The 22,835-nt window shown below is 67.2% G+C and carries 29 protein-coding genes; 20 read left to right on the top strand and 9 right to left on the bottom strand.

The window, feature by feature from the left end; translation table 11 throughout:
- Window positions 1–100: 100 nt before the first annotated feature.
- The 4 genes from GGR40_RS11090 to ilvD all read left to right on the top strand — a co-directional run bounded on the left by GGR40_RS11090 (window position 101) and on the right by ilvD (window position 4,240).
- The gene (locus GGR40_RS11090; RefSeq protein ID WP_429276303.1) at window positions 101–922 is read left to right on the top strand and encodes a 4-(cytidine 5'-diphospho)-2-C-methyl-D-erythritol kinase; all 822 of its coding nucleotides are present in this window, start codon (window positions 101–103) and stop codon (window positions 920–922) included.
- A 40-nt stretch (window positions 923–962) separates the two neighbouring features.
- Window positions 963–1,709 (top strand): N-formylglutamate amidohydrolase, encoded by a 747-nt coding sequence (locus GGR40_RS11085; protein ID WP_429276302.1) that lies wholly within the window; start codon window positions 963–965, stop codon window positions 1,707–1,709.
- Entirely contained in the window at window positions 1,706–2,281 is a 576-nt protein-coding gene (locus GGR40_RS11080; RefSeq protein ID WP_429276301.1) for a DUF805 domain-containing protein, read from the top strand. The genes GGR40_RS11085 and GGR40_RS11080 overlap by 4 nt, the downstream gene beginning before the upstream one ends.
- Before the next feature lie 102 nt (window positions 2,282–2,383).
- Window positions 2,384–4,240 (top strand): dihydroxy-acid dehydratase, encoded by a 1,857-nt coding sequence (gene ilvD, locus GGR40_RS11075; RefSeq protein WP_429276531.1) that lies wholly within the window; start codon window positions 2,384–2,386, stop codon window positions 4,238–4,240.
- 33 nt (window positions 4,241–4,273) lie between these two features.
- Here ilvD and GGR40_RS11070 read toward each other — a convergent pair whose 3' ends face one another.
- Both GGR40_RS11070 and GGR40_RS11065 read right to left on the bottom strand, forming a co-directional pair.
- Window positions 4,274–5,107 (bottom strand): sugar phosphate isomerase/epimerase family protein, encoded by an 834-nt coding sequence (locus tag GGR40_RS11070; RefSeq protein ID WP_429276300.1) that lies wholly within the window; start codon window positions 5,105–5,107, stop codon window positions 4,274–4,276.
- Between the two features lie 69 nt (window positions 5,108–5,176).
- Window positions 5,177–5,617 (bottom strand): hypothetical protein, encoded by a 441-nt coding sequence (locus tag GGR40_RS11065; protein WP_429276299.1) that lies wholly within the window; start codon window positions 5,615–5,617, stop codon window positions 5,177–5,179.
- An 81-nt stretch (window positions 5,618–5,698) separates the two neighbouring features.
- Here GGR40_RS11065 and GGR40_RS11060 point away from each other — a divergent pair, with 81 nt between their 5' ends.
- The 3 genes from GGR40_RS11060 (at window position 5,699) to GGR40_RS11050 (ending at window position 8,671) form a co-directional block, all read left to right on the top strand.
- On the top strand, window positions 5,699–7,000 hold the full coding sequence (locus GGR40_RS11060) for a replication-associated recombination protein A (RefSeq protein WP_429276298.1): 1,302 nt from the start codon (window positions 5,699–5,701) through the stop codon (window positions 6,998–7,000).
- Between the two features lie 32 nt (window positions 7,001–7,032).
- Complete coding sequence (locus GGR40_RS11055) at window positions 7,033–7,236, top strand: hypothetical protein (RefSeq protein ID WP_429276297.1); 204 nt, start codon at window positions 7,033–7,035, stop codon at window positions 7,234–7,236.
- A gap of 109 nt (window positions 7,237–7,345) precedes the next feature.
- Entirely contained in the window at window positions 7,346–8,671 is a 1,326-nt protein-coding gene (locus tag GGR40_RS11050) for a NupC/NupG family nucleoside CNT transporter (protein ID WP_429276296.1), read from the top strand.
- On the opposite strand, the gene GGR40_RS11045 is transcribed toward GGR40_RS11050, so the two are convergent.
- From GGR40_RS11045 to GGR40_RS11015, 7 genes are all read right to left on the bottom strand, one after another.
- Window positions 8,668–9,570, bottom strand: coding sequence for a DMT family transporter (locus GGR40_RS11045; RefSeq protein WP_429276295.1), 903 nt, complete (start codon window positions 9,568–9,570; stop codon window positions 8,668–8,670). The two genes, GGR40_RS11050 and GGR40_RS11045, sit on opposite strands and share 4 nt — an antisense overlap.
- Window positions 9,571–9,605: 35 nt before the next feature.
- Window positions 9,606–10,451 (bottom strand): S1/P1 nuclease, encoded by an 846-nt coding sequence (locus GGR40_RS11040; protein ID WP_429276294.1) that lies wholly within the window; start codon window positions 10,449–10,451, stop codon window positions 9,606–9,608.
- 4 nt (window positions 10,452–10,455) lie between these two features.
- A complete protein-coding gene (locus GGR40_RS11035) occupies window positions 10,456–11,121 on the bottom strand; it encodes a glutathione S-transferase family protein (RefSeq protein WP_429276293.1) in 666 nt (221 codons plus the stop codon).
- Between the two features lie 120 nt (window positions 11,122–11,241).
- Window positions 11,242–12,243, bottom strand: a complete 1,002-nt coding sequence (locus tag GGR40_RS11030; protein ID WP_429276292.1) for an inorganic phosphate transporter — start codon at window positions 12,241–12,243, stop codon at window positions 11,242–11,244.
- Between the two features lie 11 nt (window positions 12,244–12,254).
- Complete coding sequence (locus GGR40_RS11025; protein ID WP_429276291.1) at window positions 12,255–13,388, bottom strand: DUF47 family protein; 1,134 nt, start codon at window positions 13,386–13,388, stop codon at window positions 12,255–12,257.
- A gap of 177 nt (window positions 13,389–13,565) precedes the next feature.
- Complete coding sequence (locus GGR40_RS11020; RefSeq protein ID WP_429276290.1) at window positions 13,566–14,114, bottom strand: NADPH-dependent FMN reductase; 549 nt, start codon at window positions 14,112–14,114, stop codon at window positions 13,566–13,568.
- A 117-nt stretch (window positions 14,115–14,231) separates the two neighbouring features.
- Window positions 14,232–14,870, bottom strand: coding sequence for a YqaA family protein (locus GGR40_RS11015; RefSeq protein WP_429276289.1), 639 nt, complete (start codon window positions 14,868–14,870; stop codon window positions 14,232–14,234).
- Between the two features lie 180 nt (window positions 14,871–15,050).
- Between GGR40_RS11015 and GGR40_RS11010 the strand changes: the two genes are divergently transcribed.
- The 13 genes from GGR40_RS11010 (at window position 15,051) to GGR40_RS10950 (ending at window position 22,827) form a co-directional block, all read left to right on the top strand.
- Window positions 15,051–15,566 carry a hypothetical protein gene (locus GGR40_RS11010; protein WP_429276288.1) on the top strand — a complete coding sequence of 172 codons (516 nt, stop codon included), beginning with the start codon at window positions 15,051–15,053 and terminating at the stop codon, window positions 15,564–15,566.
- The gene (locus tag GGR40_RS11005; protein ID WP_429276287.1) at window positions 15,553–16,878 is read left to right on the top strand and encodes a DNA-packaging protein; all 1,326 of its coding nucleotides are present in this window, start codon (window positions 15,553–15,555) and stop codon (window positions 16,876–16,878) included. The genes GGR40_RS11010 and GGR40_RS11005 overlap by 14 nt, the downstream gene beginning before the upstream one ends.
- 222 nt (window positions 16,879–17,100) lie before the next feature.
- Window positions 17,101–18,249: a phage portal protein gene (locus tag GGR40_RS11000; protein ID WP_429276286.1), complete on the top strand. Its 1,149-nt coding sequence runs from the start codon at window positions 17,101–17,103 to the stop codon at window positions 18,247–18,249.
- The gene (locus GGR40_RS10995) at window positions 18,246–18,554 is read left to right on the top strand and encodes a DUF6127 family protein (protein WP_429276285.1); all 309 of its coding nucleotides are present in this window, start codon (window positions 18,246–18,248) and stop codon (window positions 18,552–18,554) included. Before GGR40_RS11000 ends, GGR40_RS10995 begins: the two co-directional genes overlap by 4 nt.
- Entirely contained in the window at window positions 18,554–18,958 is a 405-nt protein-coding gene (locus GGR40_RS10990) for an HK97 family phage prohead protease (RefSeq protein ID WP_429276530.1), read from the top strand. Before GGR40_RS10995 ends, GGR40_RS10990 begins: the two co-directional genes overlap by 1 nt.
- Before the next feature lie 43 nt (window positions 18,959–19,001).
- Window positions 19,002–20,141: a phage major capsid protein gene (locus GGR40_RS10985; RefSeq protein ID WP_429276284.1), complete on the top strand. Its 1,140-nt coding sequence runs from the start codon at window positions 19,002–19,004 to the stop codon at window positions 20,139–20,141.
- A gap of 99 nt (window positions 20,142–20,240) precedes the next feature.
- Window positions 20,241–20,789 carry a head-tail connector protein gene (locus GGR40_RS10980; protein WP_429276283.1) on the top strand — a complete coding sequence of 183 codons (549 nt, stop codon included), beginning with the start codon at window positions 20,241–20,243 and terminating at the stop codon, window positions 20,787–20,789.
- Window positions 20,786–20,947, top strand: a complete 162-nt coding sequence (locus GGR40_RS10975) for a hypothetical protein (RefSeq protein WP_429276282.1) — start codon at window positions 20,786–20,788, stop codon at window positions 20,945–20,947. The genes GGR40_RS10980 and GGR40_RS10975 overlap by 4 nt, the downstream gene beginning before the upstream one ends.
- A gap of 3 nt (window positions 20,948–20,950) precedes the next feature.
- Window positions 20,951–21,340, top strand: a complete 390-nt coding sequence (locus GGR40_RS10970) for a DUF3168 domain-containing protein (RefSeq protein ID WP_429276281.1) — start codon at window positions 20,951–20,953, stop codon at window positions 21,338–21,340.
- A gap of 39 nt (window positions 21,341–21,379) precedes the next feature.
- Window positions 21,380–21,787, top strand: a complete 408-nt coding sequence (locus GGR40_RS10965) for a phage major tail protein, TP901-1 family (RefSeq protein ID WP_429276280.1) — start codon at window positions 21,380–21,382, stop codon at window positions 21,785–21,787.
- Complete coding sequence (locus tag GGR40_RS10960; RefSeq protein WP_429276279.1) at window positions 21,784–22,089, top strand: gene transfer agent family protein; 306 nt, start codon at window positions 21,784–21,786, stop codon at window positions 22,087–22,089. The genes GGR40_RS10965 and GGR40_RS10960 overlap by 4 nt, the downstream gene beginning before the upstream one ends.
- Window positions 22,086–22,277, top strand: a complete 192-nt coding sequence (locus tag GGR40_RS10955) for a phage tail assembly chaperone (protein WP_429276278.1) — start codon at window positions 22,086–22,088, stop codon at window positions 22,275–22,277. Before GGR40_RS10960 ends, GGR40_RS10955 begins: the two co-directional genes overlap by 4 nt.
- Window positions 22,267–22,827 carry a tail tape measure protein gene (locus GGR40_RS10950; RefSeq protein ID WP_429276277.1) on the top strand — a complete coding sequence of 187 codons (561 nt, stop codon included), beginning with the start codon at window positions 22,267–22,269 and terminating at the stop codon, window positions 22,825–22,827. Before GGR40_RS10955 ends, GGR40_RS10950 begins: the two co-directional genes overlap by 11 nt.
- Window positions 22,828–22,835 lie beyond the last annotated feature (8 nt).

Here is a 22,835-nt window from a genome sequence, read left to right as displayed (position 1 = left end):
CTGTATGCTCGGGGTTAGTCCCTATCGGTTGCCAATTCGTTAACGGCCCGGTCACTATGTCGGGCGGTGATGGGCATTGCGTCCCCCCTTCGGCGGCGGCATGGGTGCACGGATGCTGTCCGAAACCGCCTATGCCAAGATTAACCTTGCGCTCCACGTCCGCCGTCGTCGCGAAGACGGCTACCACGAGCTGGAGACCCTGTTCGCCTTCGTGGACGACGGCGACCGCCTTGACGCCGCCCCGTCGGACGCGGACCGGCTGACAACGGTTGGCGAATTTGCCGCGAAGATCGAGAATCCGTTCGGCAACATCGTCGCCAAGGCGCTGTTGGCACTGCCGCATGGCAAGGGCTGGAATGTCGCACTGGAAAAGCGGTTGCCCGTGGCTGCGGGGCTTGGCGGCGGTTCGGCGGATGCCGGGGCGATCTTCCGCATGGTGGAAGCCGCGCACGGTCTCCCCGACGACTGGCGCCAGCGGGCCGCGCGGCTGGGCGCGGACGTGCCCGCCTGCGTGCTCTCCACCACATGCATCGGCACGGGCACCGGCACCGATCTGGATCCGGTGGACAGCGACCTTGCCGGCACCCCGGTTTTGCTGGTCAACCCGCGTATCGGCGTGCCGACCGGGCCGGTGTTCAAGGCCTGGGACGGGATCGATCGAGGGCGGCTGCCCACAGGCTCCGTGCGCGCCATCGCGCTTGACGGACGCAACGATCTGGAAGCCCCGGCCATCGCGATCTGCCCGGCAGTCGCCGAAGTACTGTCTGCCCTGAACGTCACAGACCCGTTCCTTGCCCGCATGTCGGGTTCGGGCGCGACCTGCTTTGCGCTGTATGACGGCGCAGCGCAGATGCAGGCAGCAGCGGATAAGCTGGCGGAAACGCACCCCGACTGGTGGCAAATGCGCGGAAAGTTGCGATAAGGTCTGCCGGAAAGTCGCCATCGCGCAACTGGAGGTCAGATTGGAAACCGAGTTCCACCGCCTGCTCGGCACGCCTACGCCCGGCGGCGTGCTGGTCGTGTCGGATCATGCTTCCAACCGCGTGCCGGACGACATCGACCTGGGGATCGACCCGGCCCTGCTGAACGAGCACATCGCGGTGGACATCGGCGTCGCCGCGATCGCCGAACGCATGGTGGAGCACCCCGGCGCGATACCGACTGCGGCATGGCTGGGCAACGTCAGCCGCCTGGTGTGCGACTTCAACCGCAAGCATGACGTCCCCGGCATGATGCCCGAAACCAGCGACGGTCACACGATCCCGGGCAACGTCCTCAGCCCCGCACAGCGGCAGGCGCGGGTCGATCGCTTCTTCGACCCGTACCATGCGGGCCTTACCGGCGTGCTTGATGACGCTCCGCCCGCGCTCATCCTCTCGCTGCACAGCTTCACGCCCGCGCTCCGCACCAGCGACCAACCGCGGCCATGGGAGGTCGGCGTCCTCTACAACGAGGACGAACGCGCCGCCCGCATCGCCATCGCCTGGCTGGAAGCGCAGGGCTTCGTGGTCGGCGACCAGCAGCCCTATTCGGGCAAGCTCCTGAACGCCTCGATGAACCGCCACGCCGAACCGGCCGGCCTGCCGTACATCAGCATCGAAATTCGGCAGGACCTGATTCGCGACCCCGCCGGACAGGCCGAATGGGCCGATGTCATGACGCGGCTGTGCGCGGCAGTGGTCGCGGCTCTGGGCGAAGGCGCGCAATGATCGCCTCGCATCTGCGCAGCCTGCGCCAGTTCTCGGGGACGGAAACCCGCGCGCAGTTCTGGCCGTGGGCGGGAATCGTCCTTGCCGTATCGTTGCTCCCCTTCATCGGCAGCATGGTGGCCACAATTCTCGGCACGTTCGACAGGATGCAGCAGTTCGCGCGGGAGCATCCCGATCAGGTCACGGTACGTTCCGGGCCGGGGCACTACGAAATGCAGGTCCATGGCCATCACCCGGAACTGATGCCGGACCTGACGCCAGCGATGGCGAGCCTTGGCGTGACTGCAGTTCTGCTGATCCTGTTCCTGGGAGCCGCCATTTCCCGCCGCCTGCGCGATGCCGGACGGAGCGGGTTGTGGGGACTGATGCCGTTGCCCTTCCTGGTTCTCGGCATGATCTTCATGCCGCGCCTGTTCGCCGCAGCCCGGCCGGACTTCGGAACGTTCGGCCTGCTGTTCCTGAACAGCCTGCTGTACAACGCGTCGCTGGTGGTGCTGATCGTGCTGCTGGCTCAGCCGACAAAGCGCGCTGGACGGGTTCGTGGAAGCCCCGCCTCAAGGCGTGAAATATAATTTCTAAAACTCACGTTGAATTGAAATCAATCGCCGTGTAGAGGCCGCTGCAACACTAGCGCGGGAATCCGCGCGCCCATGACGCATACCGGAGCTTTCCTCATGCCTGCCTATCGTTCGCGCACCTCCACTCACGGCCGCAACATGGCGGGCGCGCGGGGTCTCTGGCGGGCGACGGGGATGAAGGATGGCGACTTCGGCAAGCCGATCATCGCCGTGGTGAACTCGTTCACCCAGTTCGTGCCCGGCCACGTCCACCTCAAGGATCTGGGCCAGTTGGTCGCACGAGAGATCGAGGCGGCAGGCGGCGTCGCCAAGGAATTCAACACCATCGCGGTCGACGACGGCATCGCCATGGGCCACGACGGCATGCTCTATTCGCTGCCCAGCCGCGACCTGATCGCCGACAGCGTGGAATACATGGTCAACGCGCACTGCGCCGACGCCATGGTCTGCATCTCCAACTGCGACAAGATCACGCCCGGCATGCTGATGGCCGCGATGCGCCTGAACATCCCCGCCGTCTTCGTGTCCGGCGGGCCGATGGAGGCGGGCAAGGTGGTTCTGCGCGGCAAGGAACACGCGCTCGATCTGGTCGACGCAATGGTCGCCGCTGCCGACGAAAGCTATACCGACGAAGAAGTGAAGGCGATCGAGCGGTCCGCCTGCCCTACCTGCGGATCGTGCTCGGGCATGTTCACCGCCAATTCGATGAACTGCCTGACCGAAGCGCTGGGCCTGTCGCTGCCCGGCAACGGCTCCACGCTGGCGACCCACTCCGACCGTGAGCGGCTGTTCCTTGAAGCCGGGCGCCTTTCGGTCGACCTTTGCCACCGCTATTACGATCAGGAAGACGAAAGCGTGCTGCCGCGCAATGTCGCCAGCTTCAAGGCGTTCGAGAATGCCATGAGCCTGGACATCGCCATGGGCGGATCCACCAACACCGTGCTGCACCTGCTGGCCGCCGCCGCCGAAGCGGGCGTCGATTTCACCATGGCCGACATCGACCGGCTGAGCCGCCAGGTGCCCTGCCTGTCCAAGGTGGCGCCGGCCAAGTCCGACGTCCACATGGAAGACGTCCACCGCGCGGGCGGCATCATGGCGATCCTGGGCCAGCTGGACCGCGCCGGCCTGCTGCACACCGACCTGCCGACGGTGCATTCGCGCACGCTGGGCGACGCGCTCAACCGCTGGGACATCAGCCGCACAAACGAGCCGTCGGTACAGGAATTCTACAAGGCCGCGCCCGGCGGCGTGCCGACGCAGACCGCCTTCAGCCAGTCTCGCCGGTGGCAGGAACTGGACCTCGACCGTGAAAACGGCGTCATCCGGTCCAAAGAGCACGCCTTCAGCCAGGACGGCGGCATCGCGGTGCTTTACGGCAACATCGCGCGCGATGGCTGCATCGTGAAGACGGCGGGCGTGGATGACGGCATCCTGAAGTTCACCGGCACAGCGCGCGTCTACGAATCGCAGGACGCTGCCGTGGCGGGCATCCTGGGCGGTCAGGTGGCGGCGGGCGACGTCGTGGTCATCCGCTACGAAGGGCCGCGCGGTGGGCCGGGCATGCAGGAAATGCTCTATCCCACCAGCTATCTGAAGTCGAAGGGGCTGGGCAAGGCCTGCGCGCTGCTGACCGACGGGCGCTTTTCCGGCGGCACCTCGGGCCTTTCCATCGGCCACGCCTCGCCCGAGGCGGCGGAAGGCGGCGAGATCGGTCTGGTCGAGAACGGCGACACGATCGAGATCGACATCCCCGGCCGCACGATCAACCTGATGATCTCGGACGAAGTCATGGCCCATCGCCGGTCGCAGCAGGACGCGCGCGGCGCCGATGCATGGTCGCCGGTCCACCCGCGCCCCCGCAAGGTCTCGGCTGCGCTGCAGGCTTATGCGGCAATGACCACCAGCGCTGCCAAGGGCGCCATCCGCGACGTCACCCAGCTCAAGCGCGGCTGATTCGCCGCCCCTCTCCAGCCGGAGAGGGGTCCGTCAGGCCAGGAATTCGCGCGTGCGCCGGACGACTTCGGCCACGTAGTCGCTTGCGGGCCGTCCGCTGCGCGCCGCCGCCGTCAGCGGCACCGCCAGCCCCAGCCCCTGCCCGCGCGGCAGGGCGTCCACGAATTCGCGCAGCGGCAGTTCGCCCTGCCCCGGCACCATGCGCCCGGTGATCTGTTCGGCGATGTAGTCGCCTTCGCCCTTGCGCGCGCCATCGCAGATCTGGACGCAGCCGATCAACGCGGGGTCGAGGTCGGCGATCTGGCGCACGGTGCCGCCCGAGCGGAAGAAATGCATCGCATCGATCAGCACCGTGGCGCGCAGCCGATCCTGACCATCCTGCCCCTGATCGATATGCGCGATCGCCGCCAGAGCCTCGTCCAGCGAGCGGATCGTCAGCACGGGCGAGAATGCGATGGCCAGTTCCATCCCGCGCTGTTCCACCATCCGCGCCAGCAGCGCGAACCGGTCGAACGCCTGCGCGCGTTCCATCCCCATGTCGCGCGCGCTCACCCGCACCGCGCCCAGTTCGGCCATCAGGTCGAGGTCGGCCTCCCAACGCTCGCTGTCCGCCTGTGGCGACAGGTCGATGCCCTCGGCCAGCGCGATGGTCACCCCGTGGTCCGCCAGCGCCGCCCGGAATGCGCGGCGCAGGGGCGGATCGTTGCGCAGGGACCAGCCGGGATAGCCATGCGGATTGAGCGCCGCGGGCACCTGCTGCAGCCCCACGGACATCGTCCGACAGCCAAGCTCGGCGGCCAGCGTCGCGTGCGCCACGGGATCGAGACCCAGCACCGTCAACAGTTCCAGCCCCAGCGGATGTGGCATTGATGCGTCCCCTCTCGTATCGCGGGCGGCGCTATACTGCGCGCAAGACACTTAGTGCAAAGGATTATGTCAGCGCAGCACACCCCTGCGCCGTTGTTGCCAGGCATGCCACAGCAGCGCCAGCGTCACGGCCCAGATCAGCAGCGTCATCGCGATCATCGCCGGCGTGGTCATGCTTGCCGGCCGATCGCTGGAGGCCTGCCAGACCTGCGACACCGACAAACCGGCCAGAGACGCCGCGAAGGCACCCACCGCCAGACGCGAGCGCGCCAGCAGCAGCAGTGCTCCCAGCAGCCCCGCACCGACGCCCAGTGCCCAGGGCAGCAGCGTCCAGGTGGGCGCGGAATCGAGCCAGTCGATGACCTCGGGCGGAACCTGCGCCAGATAGGCGGGATTGCGTGAGGCGGTCATGGTGAAGTCTAGGCATCCAAAACCGTTCCACAAAACGGCTGCGACGGCGATGATCCAGTACACGGGCCCCGGTCTGTACGCCGATCCGATGGTTGCCATGGCGCGTCTCCCTTCGCGCCCGAATCTACGCGCGTGTGCGAACCGATGCAATTCGCCGGAGAAATGACTAAGTACGCCGCCATGACGCGCAGCACTCTCTTCGATCAGCAAGCCCCCCGGCCCCTTGCCGAGGTGCTGCGCCCCGATCGCTTCGCGGACATCGTTGGCCAGCAGCACCTGCTGGGGGCGGATGGGCCGCTGGGCCGCATGATCGAGGCGCGGCGGCTGTCGTCGTTCATCCTGTGGGGGCCGCCCGGCGTCGGCAAGACCACCATCGCCCGGCTGATGGCGAACGAGGTGGGGTACGAATTCATCCAGTTGTCCGCCGTCTCCACCGGCATCGCCGACTTGCGCAAGGCATTGGCGCAGGCGACCCAGACTCGCGAATCGGCAGGCCGCCCGACCGCCGCCTTCATCGACGAGCTTCACCGCTTCTCGCGCCCGGTGCAGGACGCACTGCTTCCCGCGATAGAGGACGGCACCATCGTCCTGATCGGCGCGACGACCGAGAACCCCAGCTTCAGCCTGGTTTCGGCGCTGCTGTCCCGCTCCAAGGTCTATACGCTCCATCGCCTGACCGCCGAGGACCTGGAGATGGTGATGCACCGGGCCGAGGCGCACATCGGCAGGCCGCTTGCGGTGACGGAGGAAGCGCGGGCCTCGCTCATCGCGATGGCGGACGGCGATGCGCGCTATCTGCTGGGCCTGTGCGAGGAGATCATGGCCGTCGATCCCGCCGAGCCGATCGACGCCGTCGCCCTTGCCCGGCTGGTCCAGCAGCGCGCGCCGCTCTACGACAAGGGGCAGGAAGAACATTACAACCTGCTCAGCTGCTTCCACAAGAGCCTGCGGGGAAGCGATCCCGATGCGGCACTCTACTGGGCCGCCCGCATGCTGAACGGCGGGGAGGATGCCGGCGTCATCTTCCGCCGGCTGTGCTGCGCAGCGTCCGAGGATGTCGGCATGGCCGATCCGCAGGCGCTGGTTCAGGCGATGACCGCATGGCAGGCGTTCGAGCGCGTCGGCCTGCCCGAAGGCCGGCTGTTCCTGGCACAGGCGATCAACTACGTGGCGACGGCGCCCAAATCGAACGCCTCGTACATGGCCTTCAACAAGGCGGCGGCGCTGGCCAAGGCAACAGGTTCCATCCCGCCGCCAAAGCATATCCTCAATGCGCCGACCAAGCTGATGAAGGAACTGGGTTACAACGAGGGGTACCAGTACGACCACGATCACCCCGATGCCTTCTCCGGCCAGACCTTCTTTCCCGACGAACTGGGCGGCGCCGCACACGAAGTGCTGTACGAACCGAACGAGCGCGGCTTCGAGCGCGACGTGAAGAAGCGCATCGACTTCTGGAACAAGCGGCGTACCGGACGGTGATCCACCCCTCACGCCCCGATGCGAGCCCAGCGATGACCGAAGACGATGCCGACGAATCCGCCCTCAGCCGACCCCAGCGCCGCCTGCTACGCCGGATCTACAACGGGCGCACCGAACCCGTCGTTATAGACGGCAGGCCGTTCCTGACCTTTAGGGAGGCCAGCCGCTACCTGCTCACCCTGCCCGACGACGCCCGTGATGCGGCCTATCTCGAAATGAAACGACAGGCGGGATAGCCGGGGGAACTTAGGCAGGCAGAGCCGTCAAAATCCTCTGGCCCTGCCGCGCGCGCATCTCTAGGGTCGGCGGCTGTTTCCCCCTCACCTCCCGGAGCCCAGCGCCTCGATGCATGTCGCCTACAGCCTGATCGGCATTGTTCTCATCATGGCGGCAGCCTTCCTGCTTTCCACCGACCGCCGGGCCATCCGGCTGCGCGTCGTGGGTGCGGCGTTCGCGCTGCAGGCGGGCCTTGCCGCGCTGGTTCTCTACGTCCCGTTCGGCAACCGCCTGCTGCGCGGGGCCGCCTCCGGGGTGGAAGGGCTGCTGAGCTACGCCCACGAAGGCGTCACTTTCCTGTTCGGGCCGCTCGCCTCGCCGGAGATCGGCGGCACCAGCTTCGCCATCGCCGCGCTGCCGGTCATCATCTTCTTCGCCTCGCTGATCTCCATCCTCTATTACCTGCGCATCATGCCGCTGGTAGTGCGCTGGCTGGGCGGCGCGCTGGAGAAGGTGACCGGCATCAGCAAGGTCGAAAGCCTGTGCGCGGCCTCCAACATCTTCGTCGGGCAGAGCGAGGCCCCGCTGGTGATCCGGCCCTACCTCGCCTCTCTCAACCCCTCGCAGCTGTTCTGCGTGATGACCGTGGGCCTTGCGGGCGTGGCTGGCACGATCCTCGCCGCCTATGCCTCGATGGGCATTCGCATCGACTATCTGGTCGCCGCCGCGTTCATGTCCGCGCCGGGCGGCATCTTCATGGCCAAGATGATCATGCCCGATCCGCGTATCGCCGCGCAGGCTCCGGCGGACGTGCACGAAGCGGCTACTCCGCCCGCCGCGCTGGCCGCTGCTGCCCTCAACCGGGAAGACGTGACGCATCAGCCCGGCGTCCACATCGACGAGCCCGAAGCGGTCGAGCACGACGAGGAAAAGCCCGCCAACATCATCATGGCCGCCTCGCAGGGCGCGCAGACCGGCGTGAAGCTGGCAGTCGCGGTCGGTGCGATGGTGCTGGCCTTCGTGGCGCTGATCGCGCTGGCCAACGGTTTCGTCGGCTGGGCTGCCGGGCTGCTAGGGTTCCAAGGCGTGACCTTCCAGGCGCTGCTGGGCTACATCTTCGCGCCGGTGTTCTACCTCCTCGCCACGCCCGACTGGACCGAGGCGATGCATGCGGGCGGCCTGTTCGGCACCAAGATCGTGCTGAACGAATTCGTCTCGTTCATCGAACTGGGCAAGGATGGCGCCCTTTCGCCGCGCACCGTGGCGGTGGTGACGTTCGCATTGTGCGGCTTCGCCAACTTCTCGTCCATCGCGATCCAGATGGCGGTTACCGGCAGCCTTGCCCCCAACCAGCGCCCCATGATCGCCAAGCTGGGCCTGCGCGCACTGGCGGCGGGCAGTCTTTCAAACCTGATGAGCGCGGCGCTGGCCGGGCTATTCCTGACCGTCGTCTAACGCTGCCGCGCCAGTTCGACGGCGGAAAGCACGATCCCGGCAAGGATCAGCGCCATGCCGAAAGCGTGGTAGCCCTCCAGCTTCTCTCCCAACAGCAGCGCCGACAGCAGCGCGCCGAACAGCGGCATCAGCGTGATCGCCTGACCCGACCGCGCAGGTCCGAGTTGTGCGGTGGCCGCGTTGTAGATGAAGTAGGCCAGCACCGACGGGAATATCCCGACATAGGCGAACGCTGCGAAGACTGCGGGCGTCCACGTGATGCCCGGACCGCGTGAAGCTTCCCATGCCGCCAGCGGCGCCATCGCCAGCGCGCCGATCAGGAAGACCAGCAACAGGAACGTCGCCGGAGAGATCGGCGGGCGCTTGCGCAACAGCACTGTGTAGAGCGCCCAGACCACCACCCCGCACAGCACCAGCGCATCGCCTGCACCCAGCCGCAGCGTGGTCAGTGCCGACACGTCACCCCGGAACACGATGGCGACGACGCCGATGGTGGACGCGATCACGCCCAGCGTATGCAGCGCTCCCGCTCTGCCACCGAAGATCACGCGGTCCAGCACCAGCACCAGCGCCGGGATGGAGGCCTGCAGCAGCAGCGCATTGGCCGCGCTGGTGTAATGCAGCCCAGAATAGATGAACGAATTAAAGCAGACGATGCCCAGGAAACCCAGCGCCACGATCCAGCGCCACCCGGCGCGGATTTCAGCCCGCTCGGTCCAGACTTGGCGCGCGGCGATGGGCAGCAACACCAGCGCCGCGATAAGCCAGCGCCCGAAAGCCAGCGTGAACGGCGCAATATCGTCCCGCACCGCGCGCCCGGTGATCGAATTGCCCGCCCAGAACAGCATGACAAGGCCCAGCAGCAGGAACGCGCGAGTGTGGGAAGTGGACTTGGGCATGACCTCTTTCTCGGCGCTCCCGGCGACGCCGATGCTTATCCCAGCGCCTTGTCGAGCATCTTCGCCAGCCGCAGGCCGGCGCGCTCGATGCGTTCGTCGACGATGGGGATGGCCTGCTCGATCGCGGCGTTGGTCCACACCACCTTTTGCGGCTCCTTCACATGGCACGGCAGCGTGCCGCCGAACGCCAGCGGATAGAGCACGTCGCGGCTGATCTCGTAGCTTTCGCGGGTCCAGTCCTCCAGCGCGCCGGTCGCCAGCCGCGCCTTTTCCGCAGGGCTGTAGACGCGCACCAGCGGCGGGCGCGCCGACGTGATCGCACGCTCAGCCAGCGTGGTGTCCCAGATCGAATGCAGGTTGCGGCCCGGCGCGTCGCCATAATCGGCCTTCACCTTGTTGCCGCCCTGATCCTCGTTCTCGCCCACGTGGAGGGGCTGGTGGATGTCGCCCACGAAATGGACCAGGAACGCCAGCGCCTCCAGCCGCAGCACGGGAGCCAGCTTGCGATTCGCCAGCAGCTTTTCATCCCGCAGGATTTGGGCGGTGGCACACATGCCGTCGCGACAGTTCAGCTTGAGGTCGAACGTGCCGCAGATCGGCTGGTCGTGATAGTGCCACGAATTCTGGTAAGCCCAGCGCTCCCGCTCGCCCTTGATGCAATCGGGCCATGTGGCGACCTTGTCGATCGAGGTCATCGCGCATTCGGGCGTGTCCAACTGCGCCTGATAGGTCATCAGGCGGCGGATTTCCGCGCGAGTGGACGGCTTGACGTTGGCCAGAGCGATCTTGCCGATGGTGGCGTGGCCGAGATAGCCCCACGCCATGGCCGGGCCCGACAGCAGGCTCGCCACGACAGCGAGGAACAGGACGATCTTGCGCATGTCTTCAGGCCACCGGGGTCTCGTACTGTTCGATGACCCAGTCCTCCGCCTCGGCGGCGGAGATCCAGGCCTGCATCCATTCGTGCTCCCACACCGCCTGCATGTAGGCCTGTGCGAAGCCGGGAACGCCGATGCCGTAAGTCAGGAACCGGCTAACCACGGGCGCATAGAACACGTCAGCCGCGCCGAAGGTGCCGAACAGGAAAGGCCCGCCCTTGCCGAAGCGCGCCCGGGCCTCTGCCCACAGCGTCAGGATGCGCACGATGTCGGTGCGGGTTTCGTCCTCAAGCCCCGGCAATTCCACGCGGGCGCGGATGTTCATCGGGCAGTTGCGCCGCAGTGCCAGATAGCTGGAATGCATTTCCGCCACCATCGAGCGGGCCATGGCGCGCGCGGCATCGTCCTTGGGCCAGAAACGGTCGCGGCCCACCTTGTCTGCCAGATAATCGACGATGGCCAGCGAATCCCACACGACCGCGTCGCCGTCCCAAAGGATCGGCACCTTGCCCTGGCTGGGCGCGAGGTCGTCGGAGGTCTTCTTGAAGGCTTCCCATTCCTCGCCGAACAGGGGAACGGTGATCTCGTCGAAGTGCAGGCCCGACTGCCTGCACGCAAGCCAGCCGCGAAGCGACCAGCTGGAGTAGTTCTTGTTGCCGATGATAAGCTTCACGGGGCGGCGTTCCTCGGAATGGCTGAACATCGGGCCTAGAGGCTGGGGCGCGGCCTGTCGAGTTTGAAGGCGCGGCCGGACCATACGTCGTCCCGGATCATGTCCGGGATGGCGATGCCTTCAGAACGCCCGCGTCAGCAGGTAGAACGCCGCACCCACCGCCGCGCTGGCGGGGATGGTGACGAACCAGGCCACGATCACGCGGCTTGCCACCGACCAGCGCACCGCGCTGGAGCGCCGGGCCGCGCCCGTGCCGACGATGGAGCCGGTAATGGCGTGAGTGGTCGAAACCGGGATGCCCAGCGCCGACGCGCCGAAGACCACGATCGAACCCGCGGTCGACGCGCAGAAGCCGGAATGGTGGTTCAGCTTGGTCAGCTTGGAGCCCATCGTCTTGATGATCTTCCAGCCGCCCGACAGCGTACCCAGCGAAATCGCCGCGTAGCAGGACAGCACCACCCATTCGGGAACGTGGAAACCGCCGCTCATGTGGCCGGTCGAATAGAGCAGCACGGCGATGATCCCCATCGTCTTCTGCGCATCGTTGCCGCCGTGGCTGATCGAATAGGCGGCGCTGGACAGCAGGTGCAGGCTCTTGAAGATACCGTTCGACTGGCGCGGGCTGGAGCCCTTGAACAGCCAGCTGGTCAGCAGCATCAGCAGCATCGCGATGGCAAAGCCCAGCACCGGCGACACGAAGATCGCCGCAATGGTTTTCACCGTGCCCGAACTTTCCACAACGCCGAATCCGCCGTGGGCGATGCCCGCGCCCAGCAGGCCGCCGATCAGCGCGTGGCTGGAACTGGAGGGAATGCCCTTCACCCAGGTCAGCACGTTCCAGAACATCGCGCCCACCAGCGCCCCGAAGACTACTGAAGGAGTTACCGCATCGACCTGGACGATGCCCTTGCCCACCGTTTCGGCAACGTGCAGGCCCATGAAGAAATAGGCCGCGAAGTTGCCCGCTGCGGCGAACAGCACCGCGAACACCGGCGAAAGCAGCCGCGTCGCCACCACGGTGGCGATGGCGTTGGCGGCGTCATGCAGGCCGTTGAGGAAATCGAACGCCAGCGCAAGCGCGACAAGGCCGATCAGCAGCGGCAGGGCGAGGCTGTGGTCCATTGATGAAAGCCTTAAGAGTGGTCGATGACCAGCCCGTCGATCTCGTTCGCGAGGTCTTCGAAACGGTCGACCACGCGCTCAAGACGCTTGAACATTTCCTGCCGCACGAAGAAGTGCATCGGCTCCTTCAGGTCCGCCTTGAACAGACGCTTGAGGCCGGCGGCGTGAATTTCGTCGGCGTGGCCTTCCATGCGGACAAGGCGCTCGGTCAGTTCGTGCAGGCGGTGGCCATTGTCGCCGATCTTGCGCAGCAGCGGGATCGCTTCTGCGGTGAGGCGCGCGGCGTCGACGATGATCGCGGTCATGTCGATCATCTCGGGCTCGAACTCGGTCACTTCGTACAGATCGACCGCGTTCGCCGTCTGCTGCATCTCGTCGATGGCGTCGTCCATCGTGTTGATGAGGTCGGTGATCGCCGAACGGTCGAACGGGGTCAGGAAGCTGCGGCGCACCGTCTGCAGCACTTCGCGCGTGATGTCGTCGGCGTCGTGCTCACGCTCGGCGATTTCGCGGATGTGCTGGGCGCGGCCGGGGCCGCCCTGCGCCAGGCGGGCGAGCGCATCGGCGCCGGCCACCAGCGTGGCGGCCTGCTTCTCGAACAGGTCGAAGAAGTTGCCCTGTTCGGGCAGCAGCTTCTGGAACCAGGCGAACATGGCATTGACCCCTGTCTTGCTGGCCACCGAATCCACGGCAGCGCCGAACAGGCGCGCGGGACTGGCGGCGGCGCGGAATTCTCTGGCGCCGAAGGAACGGATAAGGGCCCGAAGGTCCTCTTCGTCGACCGCCCTAGCCGCTTCCTCCAGCGAGAACCAGCGTCGTTCGCGCTGATGCTGTTCGTCCCATGTGGAAAGTTCGTCCGTCACCGCAAAGGGATAGACGTCGACATCAGCCCAGACCGACGCCCCGGAATTGCGCTGCTTGCGATAGCGGTACGAGCCCAGCGGCACCGGACAGGTCGCGCCCAGCACGCCCGCTTCCTCTTCCGCTTCCTGCGATGCGGCGGCGTGGGGTGCCATGCCCTTCATCAGGCCGCCTTTGGGAATCACCCAGCGGCGCGAGCTGCGCGAGGTAATCAGGAGAATCTGGATCGGCGCGTCGATAGCGGGCCCGACGGTGCGGTAGGGAAGAACGGCAATCTGGCGCACCGGCAAGATCTCCTTGTCATCCCTGCACGTGAAGCCGCGGCCCATAATCGAGCCGTGGCCGTCACGCAATCGTCATAAACTAACCGCGCATCCCATACTTGGACCTAAAACCATGAAGATGAGGTTTAACGCCGGGCACGCAACGCTTCGCATTTGTGTCCTGCATTAACATATGTGTTACCCGCCGTGGGTTTCGACGAGGGCAAGGAACGCCTGCAGCCAGCCGTCGAGGAATGCGGCGGACGATTCGCCGATCGTGCCTTCTTCCGTCACCAGGCCGTCCTTCCACTGCAGGAACACTTCGGGCTGCCCCAGTGTCGGCATGTGCAGGTAGGCCAGCACGTTGCGCAAGTGCTGCTGCGCCAGTGCAGTGCCGATCGCGCCGACCGAGACGCCCAGCACACCCGCCGGCTTGCCCGACCACGCGCTCTGCCCATAGGGGCGCGAGGCATGGTCGATGGCGTTCTTGAGCACGCCGGGCATCGAGCGATTGTATTCGGGCGTCAGGAAGATCACGCCGTCCGAATCGGCGATCAGCGCCTTCAGCGCCTTTACGCTGTCCGCCTGATCGGCGTCGTCGTCCTGATCGTAAAGCGGGAGCGAGCCGATGTCGGCGAACGTGAAATCATGCCCCTGCCCTGCAGGAAGGCGTGTCAGCGCTTCGGCCACGCGATGGTTGAAGGATTCAGCGCGAAGGCTGCCGACGACGATGGCGATCTTGGACATGGCTGCACATTCCCTCTCATGAACTTACGTCGACTTGTGCACTGATGCGCGGTCAATGCAAACCATACGATGGAATAGGCGTAGGCACTCCGGGTTGCAGCTTTGCGTCAGTCCGGATCAGGTCGAAGGTAGAACGACCGCCGACGCGCACTTCTCATTCGTATCCTTCGAACCGCCGCCCAACAGGCTGACGGCCATGAAACCCGCCACGATCAGGACCACGAAGCCCACCGTCACCTTGCCCAGATGTTTGTCGATCACCGCCTTGATCGGCGCACCGAACAGGCGGAACAGCACGCCCACGATCATGAAGCTGATCGAGCGCGAAACGATCGAGGCACCGATGAACACCAGCAGGTTCATGCCGATGAACCCGGCGGTGATGGTGATGAGCTTGAACGGAATGGGCGTTGCGCCCTTCACGATGATGATCTGAGCGCCGTAAAGGTTCAGGTAGCACGCCGCCTTGGGGAAGCTTTCCGACAGGTGCAGCGCCTTCAGCAGCGCTTCGCCGAAGGCGGCATAGGCGAAGTGGCCGATCGCATAGCCCAGCAGGCCGCCCGCGACCGACGCCAGCGTGGCGATGGCGGCAAAGCGAATCGCCTTCTTCGGCTCTGCCAGGCACATGAGGCCCAGCAGGGGGTGCGGCGGCACCGGGAAGAAGCTGGCCTCCATGAACGCGAACGCGGCCAGCCACCAGCCGGCATGGCGGTGCGCCGCCTTGGCCATGGTCCATTCGTAGAGGCGGCGCAGCATTCAAGTTCCCCCAAGGCAAGTCGCGCCCTGATTAGAAGCCGCACCGCATCGCGGCAAGCGTGAAGCTGAAAACCAAATTGGTTATTTGCACTTGACATTACTGCGCCATATCGGTACATATCAGGAACATACGGCGAAGGACGAGTCACTCCTTCCCTCCTCGAACAGACGGACAGCACGATGGCGGACACAAGCCTGCCTCGCACGGCGAAGCCTGCGGGAAGCAAATCGACGCGCGCCTCCACCCGGAGCTGGCGCCGCGTATTCCTGGCCGAACTGGCAGCGACGTCCAACGTCGCCGCATCCGCCCGCGCCGCCGGGATCAACACCGCGCAGGCGTATGAAGCGCGCCGCGCCGACCCCGAGTTCTACCGCGAATGGCAGGAAGCCCTGTGCGAAGGCTATGACCTGCTGGAACTGAACCTGCTCCATCGCCTGCGCGAAGGGGAGATCAAGCCCGCCCCCGGCGCGAAGCGCGGCACCCGCGTGTTCGACAATGCCACCGCGCTGCGCCTGCTCGTGGCCCATCGCGACAGCGCCACCCGCCAGCGCGCCGTGATCGAGAACCGCAATTCCGAGGCGATCATCGACGCGATCAACGCCAAGATCGAGAAGATCAAGCAGCGCCGCCTGGCTGCCGCTCCTGCCACCCCCACCCTCCCCGCTGCCGAAAAGGTCATCGATGTCGATCAGTGACCATCTCGAAACGCTGGAAGCCCTGCCGCTGGAGGAACGCCGCACCGAACTGCGCAAGTTCAGCGCAAAGGAACAGGAGGAACTGCTTACGCACTGGCAGCTCTGGGGCCGTCCCGAACAGCTGCCGCCGTCCGGAGAATGGCGCACCTGGCTGGTCATGGCCGGGCGCGGCTTCGGCAAGACGCGCGCGGGGGCCGAATGGGTCCGCGCCATCGCCGATGCCGACCCTGCCGCCCGCATCGCCCTTGTCGGCGCCACGCTGCCCGAAGTGCGCGCGGTGATGGTGGAAGGGGAAAGTGGCGTCATGCCGGTCTGCCCCGGCCGTCACCGGCCCGTGTTCGAACCGTCGCTGCGGCGGCTGGTCTGGCCCAACGGCGCGCAGGCCCTGCTCTATTCCGCACAGGAACCCGAAGCGCTGCGCGGTCCGCAGCACAGCCATGCCTGGTGCGATGAAATCGCCAAGTGGGACAACGCATCCGCCCGTGCCACGCGCGCCTGGGACAACCTGCTGCTGGGCCTTCGTCTGGGTGAGGACCAGCGCGTGCTGGCCACCACCACGCCCCGCGCGGTGCCACTGGTGCAGCGCCTGCTGGCCGAACCGGGCGACGACACCCGCGTCACCCGTGGCCGGACCGAGGACAACCGCGCCAACCTACCCACCCGCTTCCTCAGCGACATGCGCCGCAGCTTCGGCACATCGTTGCTGGCGCGGCAGGAACTGGACGGCGAACTGATTGCCGACATCGAAGGCGCGCTGTGGACCCGCGGCCTGCTGGAAGCCTGCCGAACGGATACCGCGCCCGACCTGACGCGCATCGTCGTCGCCGTCGATCCGCCTGCTTCGGCCAACGGCGATGCCTGCGGGATCGTGGTGGCGGGCCTGTGCGCCGACGGCAAGGCGCATGTTCTTGCCGACGCATCGGTCCGCAAGGCAGGCCCGGAACGCTGGGCCCGCGCCGTCGCGGACACGGCGCAGGCCTGGAACGCCGACCGCGTCGTCGCCGAAGCGAATCAGGGTGGCGCGATGGTCGCATCGGTCCTGCGCGCGGCACAGCTTTCGCTGCCGCTTCGGCTGGTCCACGCCAGCCGGGGCAAGGCCGCCCGCGCCGAGCCCGTCGCAGCGCTCTACGAAGCGGGCCGGGTGCATCACGTCGGCACTTTCGCGCGACTGGAGGACGAATTGTGCGGGCTGGTCGCAGGCGGTGCCTATCAGGGGCCGGGCCGATCGCCGGACCGCGCCGATGCGCTGGTCTGGGCGCTGACCGAACTGATGCTTGGCAAGGTTGCGGAACCTCGGGTCAGAATGGCCTGAAGGAAGAAAAGCAGGGGAGCATCGCCCCCCTGCACCCCCGGTACCGTCGAGGGCACGCGCGCAGCTATGTCGTGCACTCATGGTGAGGCGGGAGACTTCAAAGTCTGCGGCGCAAGCCTGAGGCTGCTGACTACGCAAGGCCGACATTTCCGGGGTCTGGGGCGATGGCCCCAGAACTTCCCCTTCTTTGCTTCCCCCTTCTTCTGAAAGGAACCGTCCCCCGTGTCCTTCCTCGAATCGCTCATCGCCGCCTTCAAGGGCACAGGCGACCGCGTCCCCCTCGCAAGAGGCTCCGCATCGCCGTGGTTCTTCGGCCAGACCGGAGACGGCGCCGCGCCCTTTGAATACAACGCCGCCGTCCGCCGCGCCTATCTGGAGAACCCGGTCGCCCAGCGGGCCGTGCGCCTTGTGGCCGAAGGCATCGGCGGCGCACCGCTCAAGCCGGTCGACGCGCAACTGGCAGCGCTGGTCGCCGATACCAGCGCCGGGCAGTCGCTGCTGGAAACACTGGCCTCGCAGTTGCTGCTTCACGGCAATGCCTATGTGCAAGTGATGAAGGACGCGCGCGGTCGCCCGGTGGAGCTGTTCGCCCTCAGGCCCGAGCGCGTCAGCGTGGTGGCCGGTGAGGACGGCTGGCCCGCCGCCTATGCCTACGACGTCGCCGGACGCCGCCTGTCGATCCCGCTGCTGGACGAGGACGCCTCTCCCAATGTGATCCACATCCGCACGTTCCATCCCGGCGACGACCACTATGGCGCCGGTTGCCTGAGCGCCGCCGACCAGGCCATCGCCACGCACAACGCCGCCTCCACGTGGAACCGGCAGTTGCTGGAGAATGCCGCGCGGCCATCGGGCGCTCTGGTCTACGAAGGCGGCGACGGATCGGCGCTGACGTCCGAGCAATTCGACCGGCTGAAGGCCGAACTGACCGCCGCCTATTCCGGCATGGCGAACGCCGGGCGTCCGATGCTGCTGGAAGGCGGCCTCAGCTGGCAGGCGATGGCGATGACGCCCGCCGACATGGATTTCGCCACGCTGAAGGCCGCCGCCGCACGCGACATCGCGCTGGCCTTCGGTGTCCCGCCGATGTTGCTGGGGCTGCCGGGCGATGCCACCTACAACAATTACCGCGAGGCCAATCGCGCCTTGTGGCGGCTGACCCTGCTGCCGCTGGCCGCCAAGATCCTTGCCGCCATCGGCGAGGGGCTGGCCCCGTGGTTCCCCGACGCAACCCTTGCCATCGACTTGGACCGCGTGCCCGCACTGGCCGAGGACCGTGAGCGGCTGTGGACGCAGATCAACGCCGCAGACTTCCTCGACACCGCCGAGAAGCGCCGTCTTCTGGGCCTTGATGAAGGGAACAAATCATGAACTCAAACGACATGCTGGCAGGGCTGCTGGCGCAAGCGGCCTCTCAGGGAAGCGACATCGTCACTTTGCGCGCCGTGGTCGAGGAAGCGAGCGAACTGGGCGCCCGGCGGATGCTGGCACGCATCGGTCTGGATGACGCCACCGCCCCGCAGGACGTGAGCGAGCTGCGCGAACTGCTGCAGGCGTGGCGCGACGCCAAGTCCAGCGCGCGCCGCACGGTGCTCAGCTGGTTCATGCGCGGCGCGCTTGCCCTGCTGCTGCTGGGCCTGACGGTGCGGCTTGGCGCGACGGAGCTGCTGCGATGATGCGCTTCGCCGGTTACGCCGCCCTGTTCGGCAAGCCAGACGCCGGCCGCGACACCATCCGCGCCGGGGCCTTCGCCCGCAGCCTTGCCGAGCGCAGCGATCCGATCCCGCTGTTCTGGCAGCATCGCCCCGACCTGCGCATCGGCTGGGTCGAAACCGCGACGGAGGACGAACGCGGCCTGCGCGTGGTGGCGCGGGTGGACAACCCAGACGGCGCGGCTGGGCTGGCGCTGAAGCGCGGCGCCGTTACCGGCCTGTCGTTCGGCTACCGCACCCGCTCCAGCCGCCGCTCCGAAGCGGGGCGCGAACTGCTGGATCTGGAGCTGTTCGAGGTCAGCCTCGTCACTCACCCGATGCAGCACGGCGCGCGGGTGCATCTGGTTTCGCCTGCCACTCCGGACTGATCCCTCATCCCCCAAGTTTCCCACCAACGAAAGGTGCCTACCCATGGAATCCACTTCTCCCGTCGAGGCGATCGACGCCTCGTTCGATCTGGTCGCCCGTCAGGATGCGACCGACGCCGCCGTCACTGCGCTTCGCAGCGACGTCGACGATGTGAAGGCCCGCCTCGACCGCGTATCGCGCGCCGCTGCCCGGCCGCTGATCGAAGGCACGGGCGCCGCGCCCAGCCTTGAAGTGAAGAGCTTCGTCCAGGGCTATCTGCGACAGGGCCGCGAAACCGAACTGAAGTCGCTCTCGGGCGCGGTCGCGGCAGACGGTGGCTATGCCGTCCCGCGCGAAATCGACGCGCTGATCTCTGCCCGGCTGAAGAACATCAGCCCGATCCGCTCCATCGCGCAGGTGGTGCAGACTGGCTCTGCGGGCTACCGCAAGCTCATCACCACCGGCGGCACCGCATCCGGCTGGGTGAGCGAAACCGCTGCCCGCGCTGAAACCGCAACGCCGTCCTTCGCGGAAATCGCCCCGCCGTCCGGCGAACTCTACGCCAACCCGGCAGCAAGCCAGGCGATGCTGGACGACGCCGCGTTCGACATCCAGTCGTGGCTGGCGGACGAGATCGCCATGGAGTTCGCCCGCGCCGAAGGCGCTGCCTTCGTCACCGGCACCGGCACCAACCAGCCGCGCGGTTTCCTGAACGGAGCGACCAGCGCCGCCGTTGACGGCACCCGCGCGTTCGGCACCTTGCAGCACGTCGTCTCGGGCCATGCCACCGCCTTCGACGCGTCGCCCGAACTGAAGCTGATCGACCTCGTCCACTCGCTGAAGGCTGGGCATCGTCAGGGCGCCAGCTGGGTGATGAACTCCAAGACGCTGGCGCAGGTGCGCAAGCTGAAGGCGGCGGACGGCTCGTTCCTGTGGCAGCCGGGCCTGATGGAAGGCCAGCCCAACCGCCTGCTCGGCTATCCGGTGGTCGAAGCCGAGGACATGCCCGACGTCGCCGCCGGCGCCCTGCCGATCGCCTTTGGCAACTTCCGCGCCGGTTACCTGATCGCCGAACGCACGGCCACCTCGATCCTGCGCGATCCGTTCACCAACAAGCCCTTCGTCCACTTCTACGCCACCAAGCGGATCGGCGGACAGGTGCTGGATTCCGACGCGATCAAGCTGCTCAAGATCTCGACCTGATCCAGGGTCGAGCACCCGCGCCGCCGCCCCTCTCCGGCAGCGCGGGTGACCGGCCTTGCGAGGCACGCAGCCCCTTCCCCCAAGTTATCGGAGACACCCATGAAGCGGGTCATCCTCACCCCGGCCACGCTGCCGGCCCCGGCGCTTGCCGAGCTGAAGCAATGGCTGGGCATCACCACCGGCGGGGACGATGCCCCGCTGACCGCGCTGCTGTCCGCCGCGCTGGAAACCTGCGAGGCGTTCACCGGCACCCTGCCCGTGGAAGCCGAGTGCGAGGAACTGCTCCCCGCCCGCGCCGGCTGGCACCGGCTGGCGACGCGCCCGGTGCTGGCCATCGCCGCTGTAGAGACGATCGCCGCCGACGGTGCCCGCAGCGCCCTTGCTTCCGGCAGCTGGGAAGCGGACCTCGACGCAGACGGCACGGGCCGCGTGCGTCTGCCGTCCCCCGGCGCGGCCAGCCGCGTCGCGGTGCGCTTCACCGCCGGTCTCGCTCCCGAGTGGAACGCCCTGCCCGAAGGCCTGCGCCATGGCATCGTCCGCCTCGCCGCGCATCAGCACCGAGAGCGCGATGGTTCAGGCAGCGCGCCCCTGCCGCCCGCCTCGGTTGCCGCGCTATGGCGCCCCTGGCGGCGGATGCGCCTGACATGACTGCCGAGACGAATTTCGACGCCGTCGCCCGGCGACTGTCTACGCAAGCAGGCGCATTGGCGGTCGCCTGGGCCACCAGCCGTCGCCTTGCTGCCCGCAGGGACGGCGCCCGCTGGCGCAACGCTGGCCTGCTGTGGCCGCTTTTCGCGAAAGGATAAGCCATGGAAATCGCCTTGCGCGCCGCCCTGATCGCATGGCTCGCCGCCGACGCCACGCTGGATGCCGGCTGCAACGCCGTGGTCGAGGAAGCACCGTCGCGCACCAGCCTGCCGTGGCTCGCCATCGCATCCAGCGCCAGCACCGACTGGAGTTGCAAGACCGCACCGGGCCGCGAAGTGCGCGTGGCGCTGGAACTGCACTGCCGGGGCGATGCGCCCGCATCCGCAGCCACCCTCGTCGCTGCGATCGAAGCGCGGGTGGAAAGCCTGCCGCGCACGCAGCCGGGTTTTCAGGTGGCGACGATCCAGTTCCTGCGCGCCCGTGCCGAACAGCGCGGCGAAAGCCGCCGCGCGATCCTGCTGGAATACCGGTTCCGCCTGCTGGCTGCGTGACCGCAGCCTGCCCGACCAAAACACCAAAGGAGAAACCCCATGCCCGCCCAGAAAGGCAGCGCCTTCCTTCTCAAGATTTCCAACGGTGCAACCCCCGACGTCTACCAGACCGTTGCCGGGCTGCGCACCACGCAGATGTCCGTCACCGGCGATGCCGTGGTCGTCACCTCCAAGGACAGCGGCGGCTGGCGCGAACTGCTGTCGGGCGCCGGAGTGCGCTCCGTCTCGGTCAGCGCTGCAGGCATCTTCCTCGGCAGTGCGGCTGAGGCGCAGGTGCGCGCCAACGCCATGGCAGGCACGCTCGACAGCTACGAACTCAGCTTCGAGGATGGCGAGCGGCTGCGCGGCAGGTTCCTCGTCCAGCGTCTCGACTATGCCGGCGATTTCAACGGCGAACGCAACTACACCCTGCAGCTGGAAAGCTCGGGACAGGTCGTCCCGGCATGACGGCGAACGCCTTGCGCGGAGAAGCCACGCTCGTCATCGCCGGGACGGAGCACCTGCTGCGCCCCACCTTCACCGCGCTGGTCGCGGCGGAGGAGGAACTCGGCCCGCTGTTCGCGCTGGTCGAGCGGGCGGGGTCGGGCCAGCTGCGCCTGACCGAGATCGCCGCCCTGTTCTGGCACTGCCTGGCCGACCCCGCGATTCCGCGTGAGATGGTAGGCGAGGCAGTCGTCGCGCAGGGCCTTGCCGCCGTCGCCGCGCCCCTGCGCATGCTGCTGGGTCAGATTCTGAAAGGCAGCGCGTGACCTTTGCGGCCGCTTCGCTGGCCCTGTGCGGTCTGGCCGCGCGCACGCTCGGCTGGCGGCCGCACGATTTCTGGATCGCCACCCCCGCCGAACTGGCCGCCGCGCTGGGCCTGCTTTCTCCCGACACCGCCCCCGGCTTCGATCGGGCTGCGCTCAACAGGCTGATGGAGAACGATCATGGACGATGAAATCGACAGCCTCCTCGTGGAGGTCCGCGCCGGTACCGATGGCTTCGCCCGCGACATCGCGCAGATGCGCGGGCAGGTGGACGGCAACCTCGTTTCCGGGTTCACCCGCGCGGGCGATGCACTGGAGCGCGGGCTTTCCGGCGCGATCCGCAAAGGCAGCCTCAGCTTCGACGACCTGAAGCGCACCGCGTCGTCCACGCTCGACGCCATCGCCGGGCAAGCCGCGCGAACTTTGGCCTCGGCGCTCGTCGGCGGCAGTGGCGCGGGCGGCGGGCTGGACCTGTCAGGCGTGCTGACGGGCGCACTTGGCCTTCCCGGTCGCGCCACCGGCGGCAACGTCGCGCCGGGGCGCGGCTATGTCGTGGGCGAGCGGGGGCCGGAACTGTTCGTCCCCACCTCTGCCGGTCGCATCGAAACCGGCAGCCCCGCCCGCCGCGACGTGCGGGTGGCGATCAACCTTTCGGCCCCGCGCGGCTCCAGCACGCCGCAGTCGCTGCAGCGCTCCTCCCGGCAGGTGGCCAGCGCCGTGCGCCGCGCGCTTTCAAACTAAGGAAAACC

The organism is Novosphingobium gossypii (assembly GCF_050433305.1).
GTDB lineage: Bacteria > Pseudomonadota > Alphaproteobacteria > Sphingomonadales > Sphingomonadaceae > Novosphingobium > Novosphingobium gossypii.
This window is presented reverse-complemented; position numbering and strand designations above follow the sequence as displayed.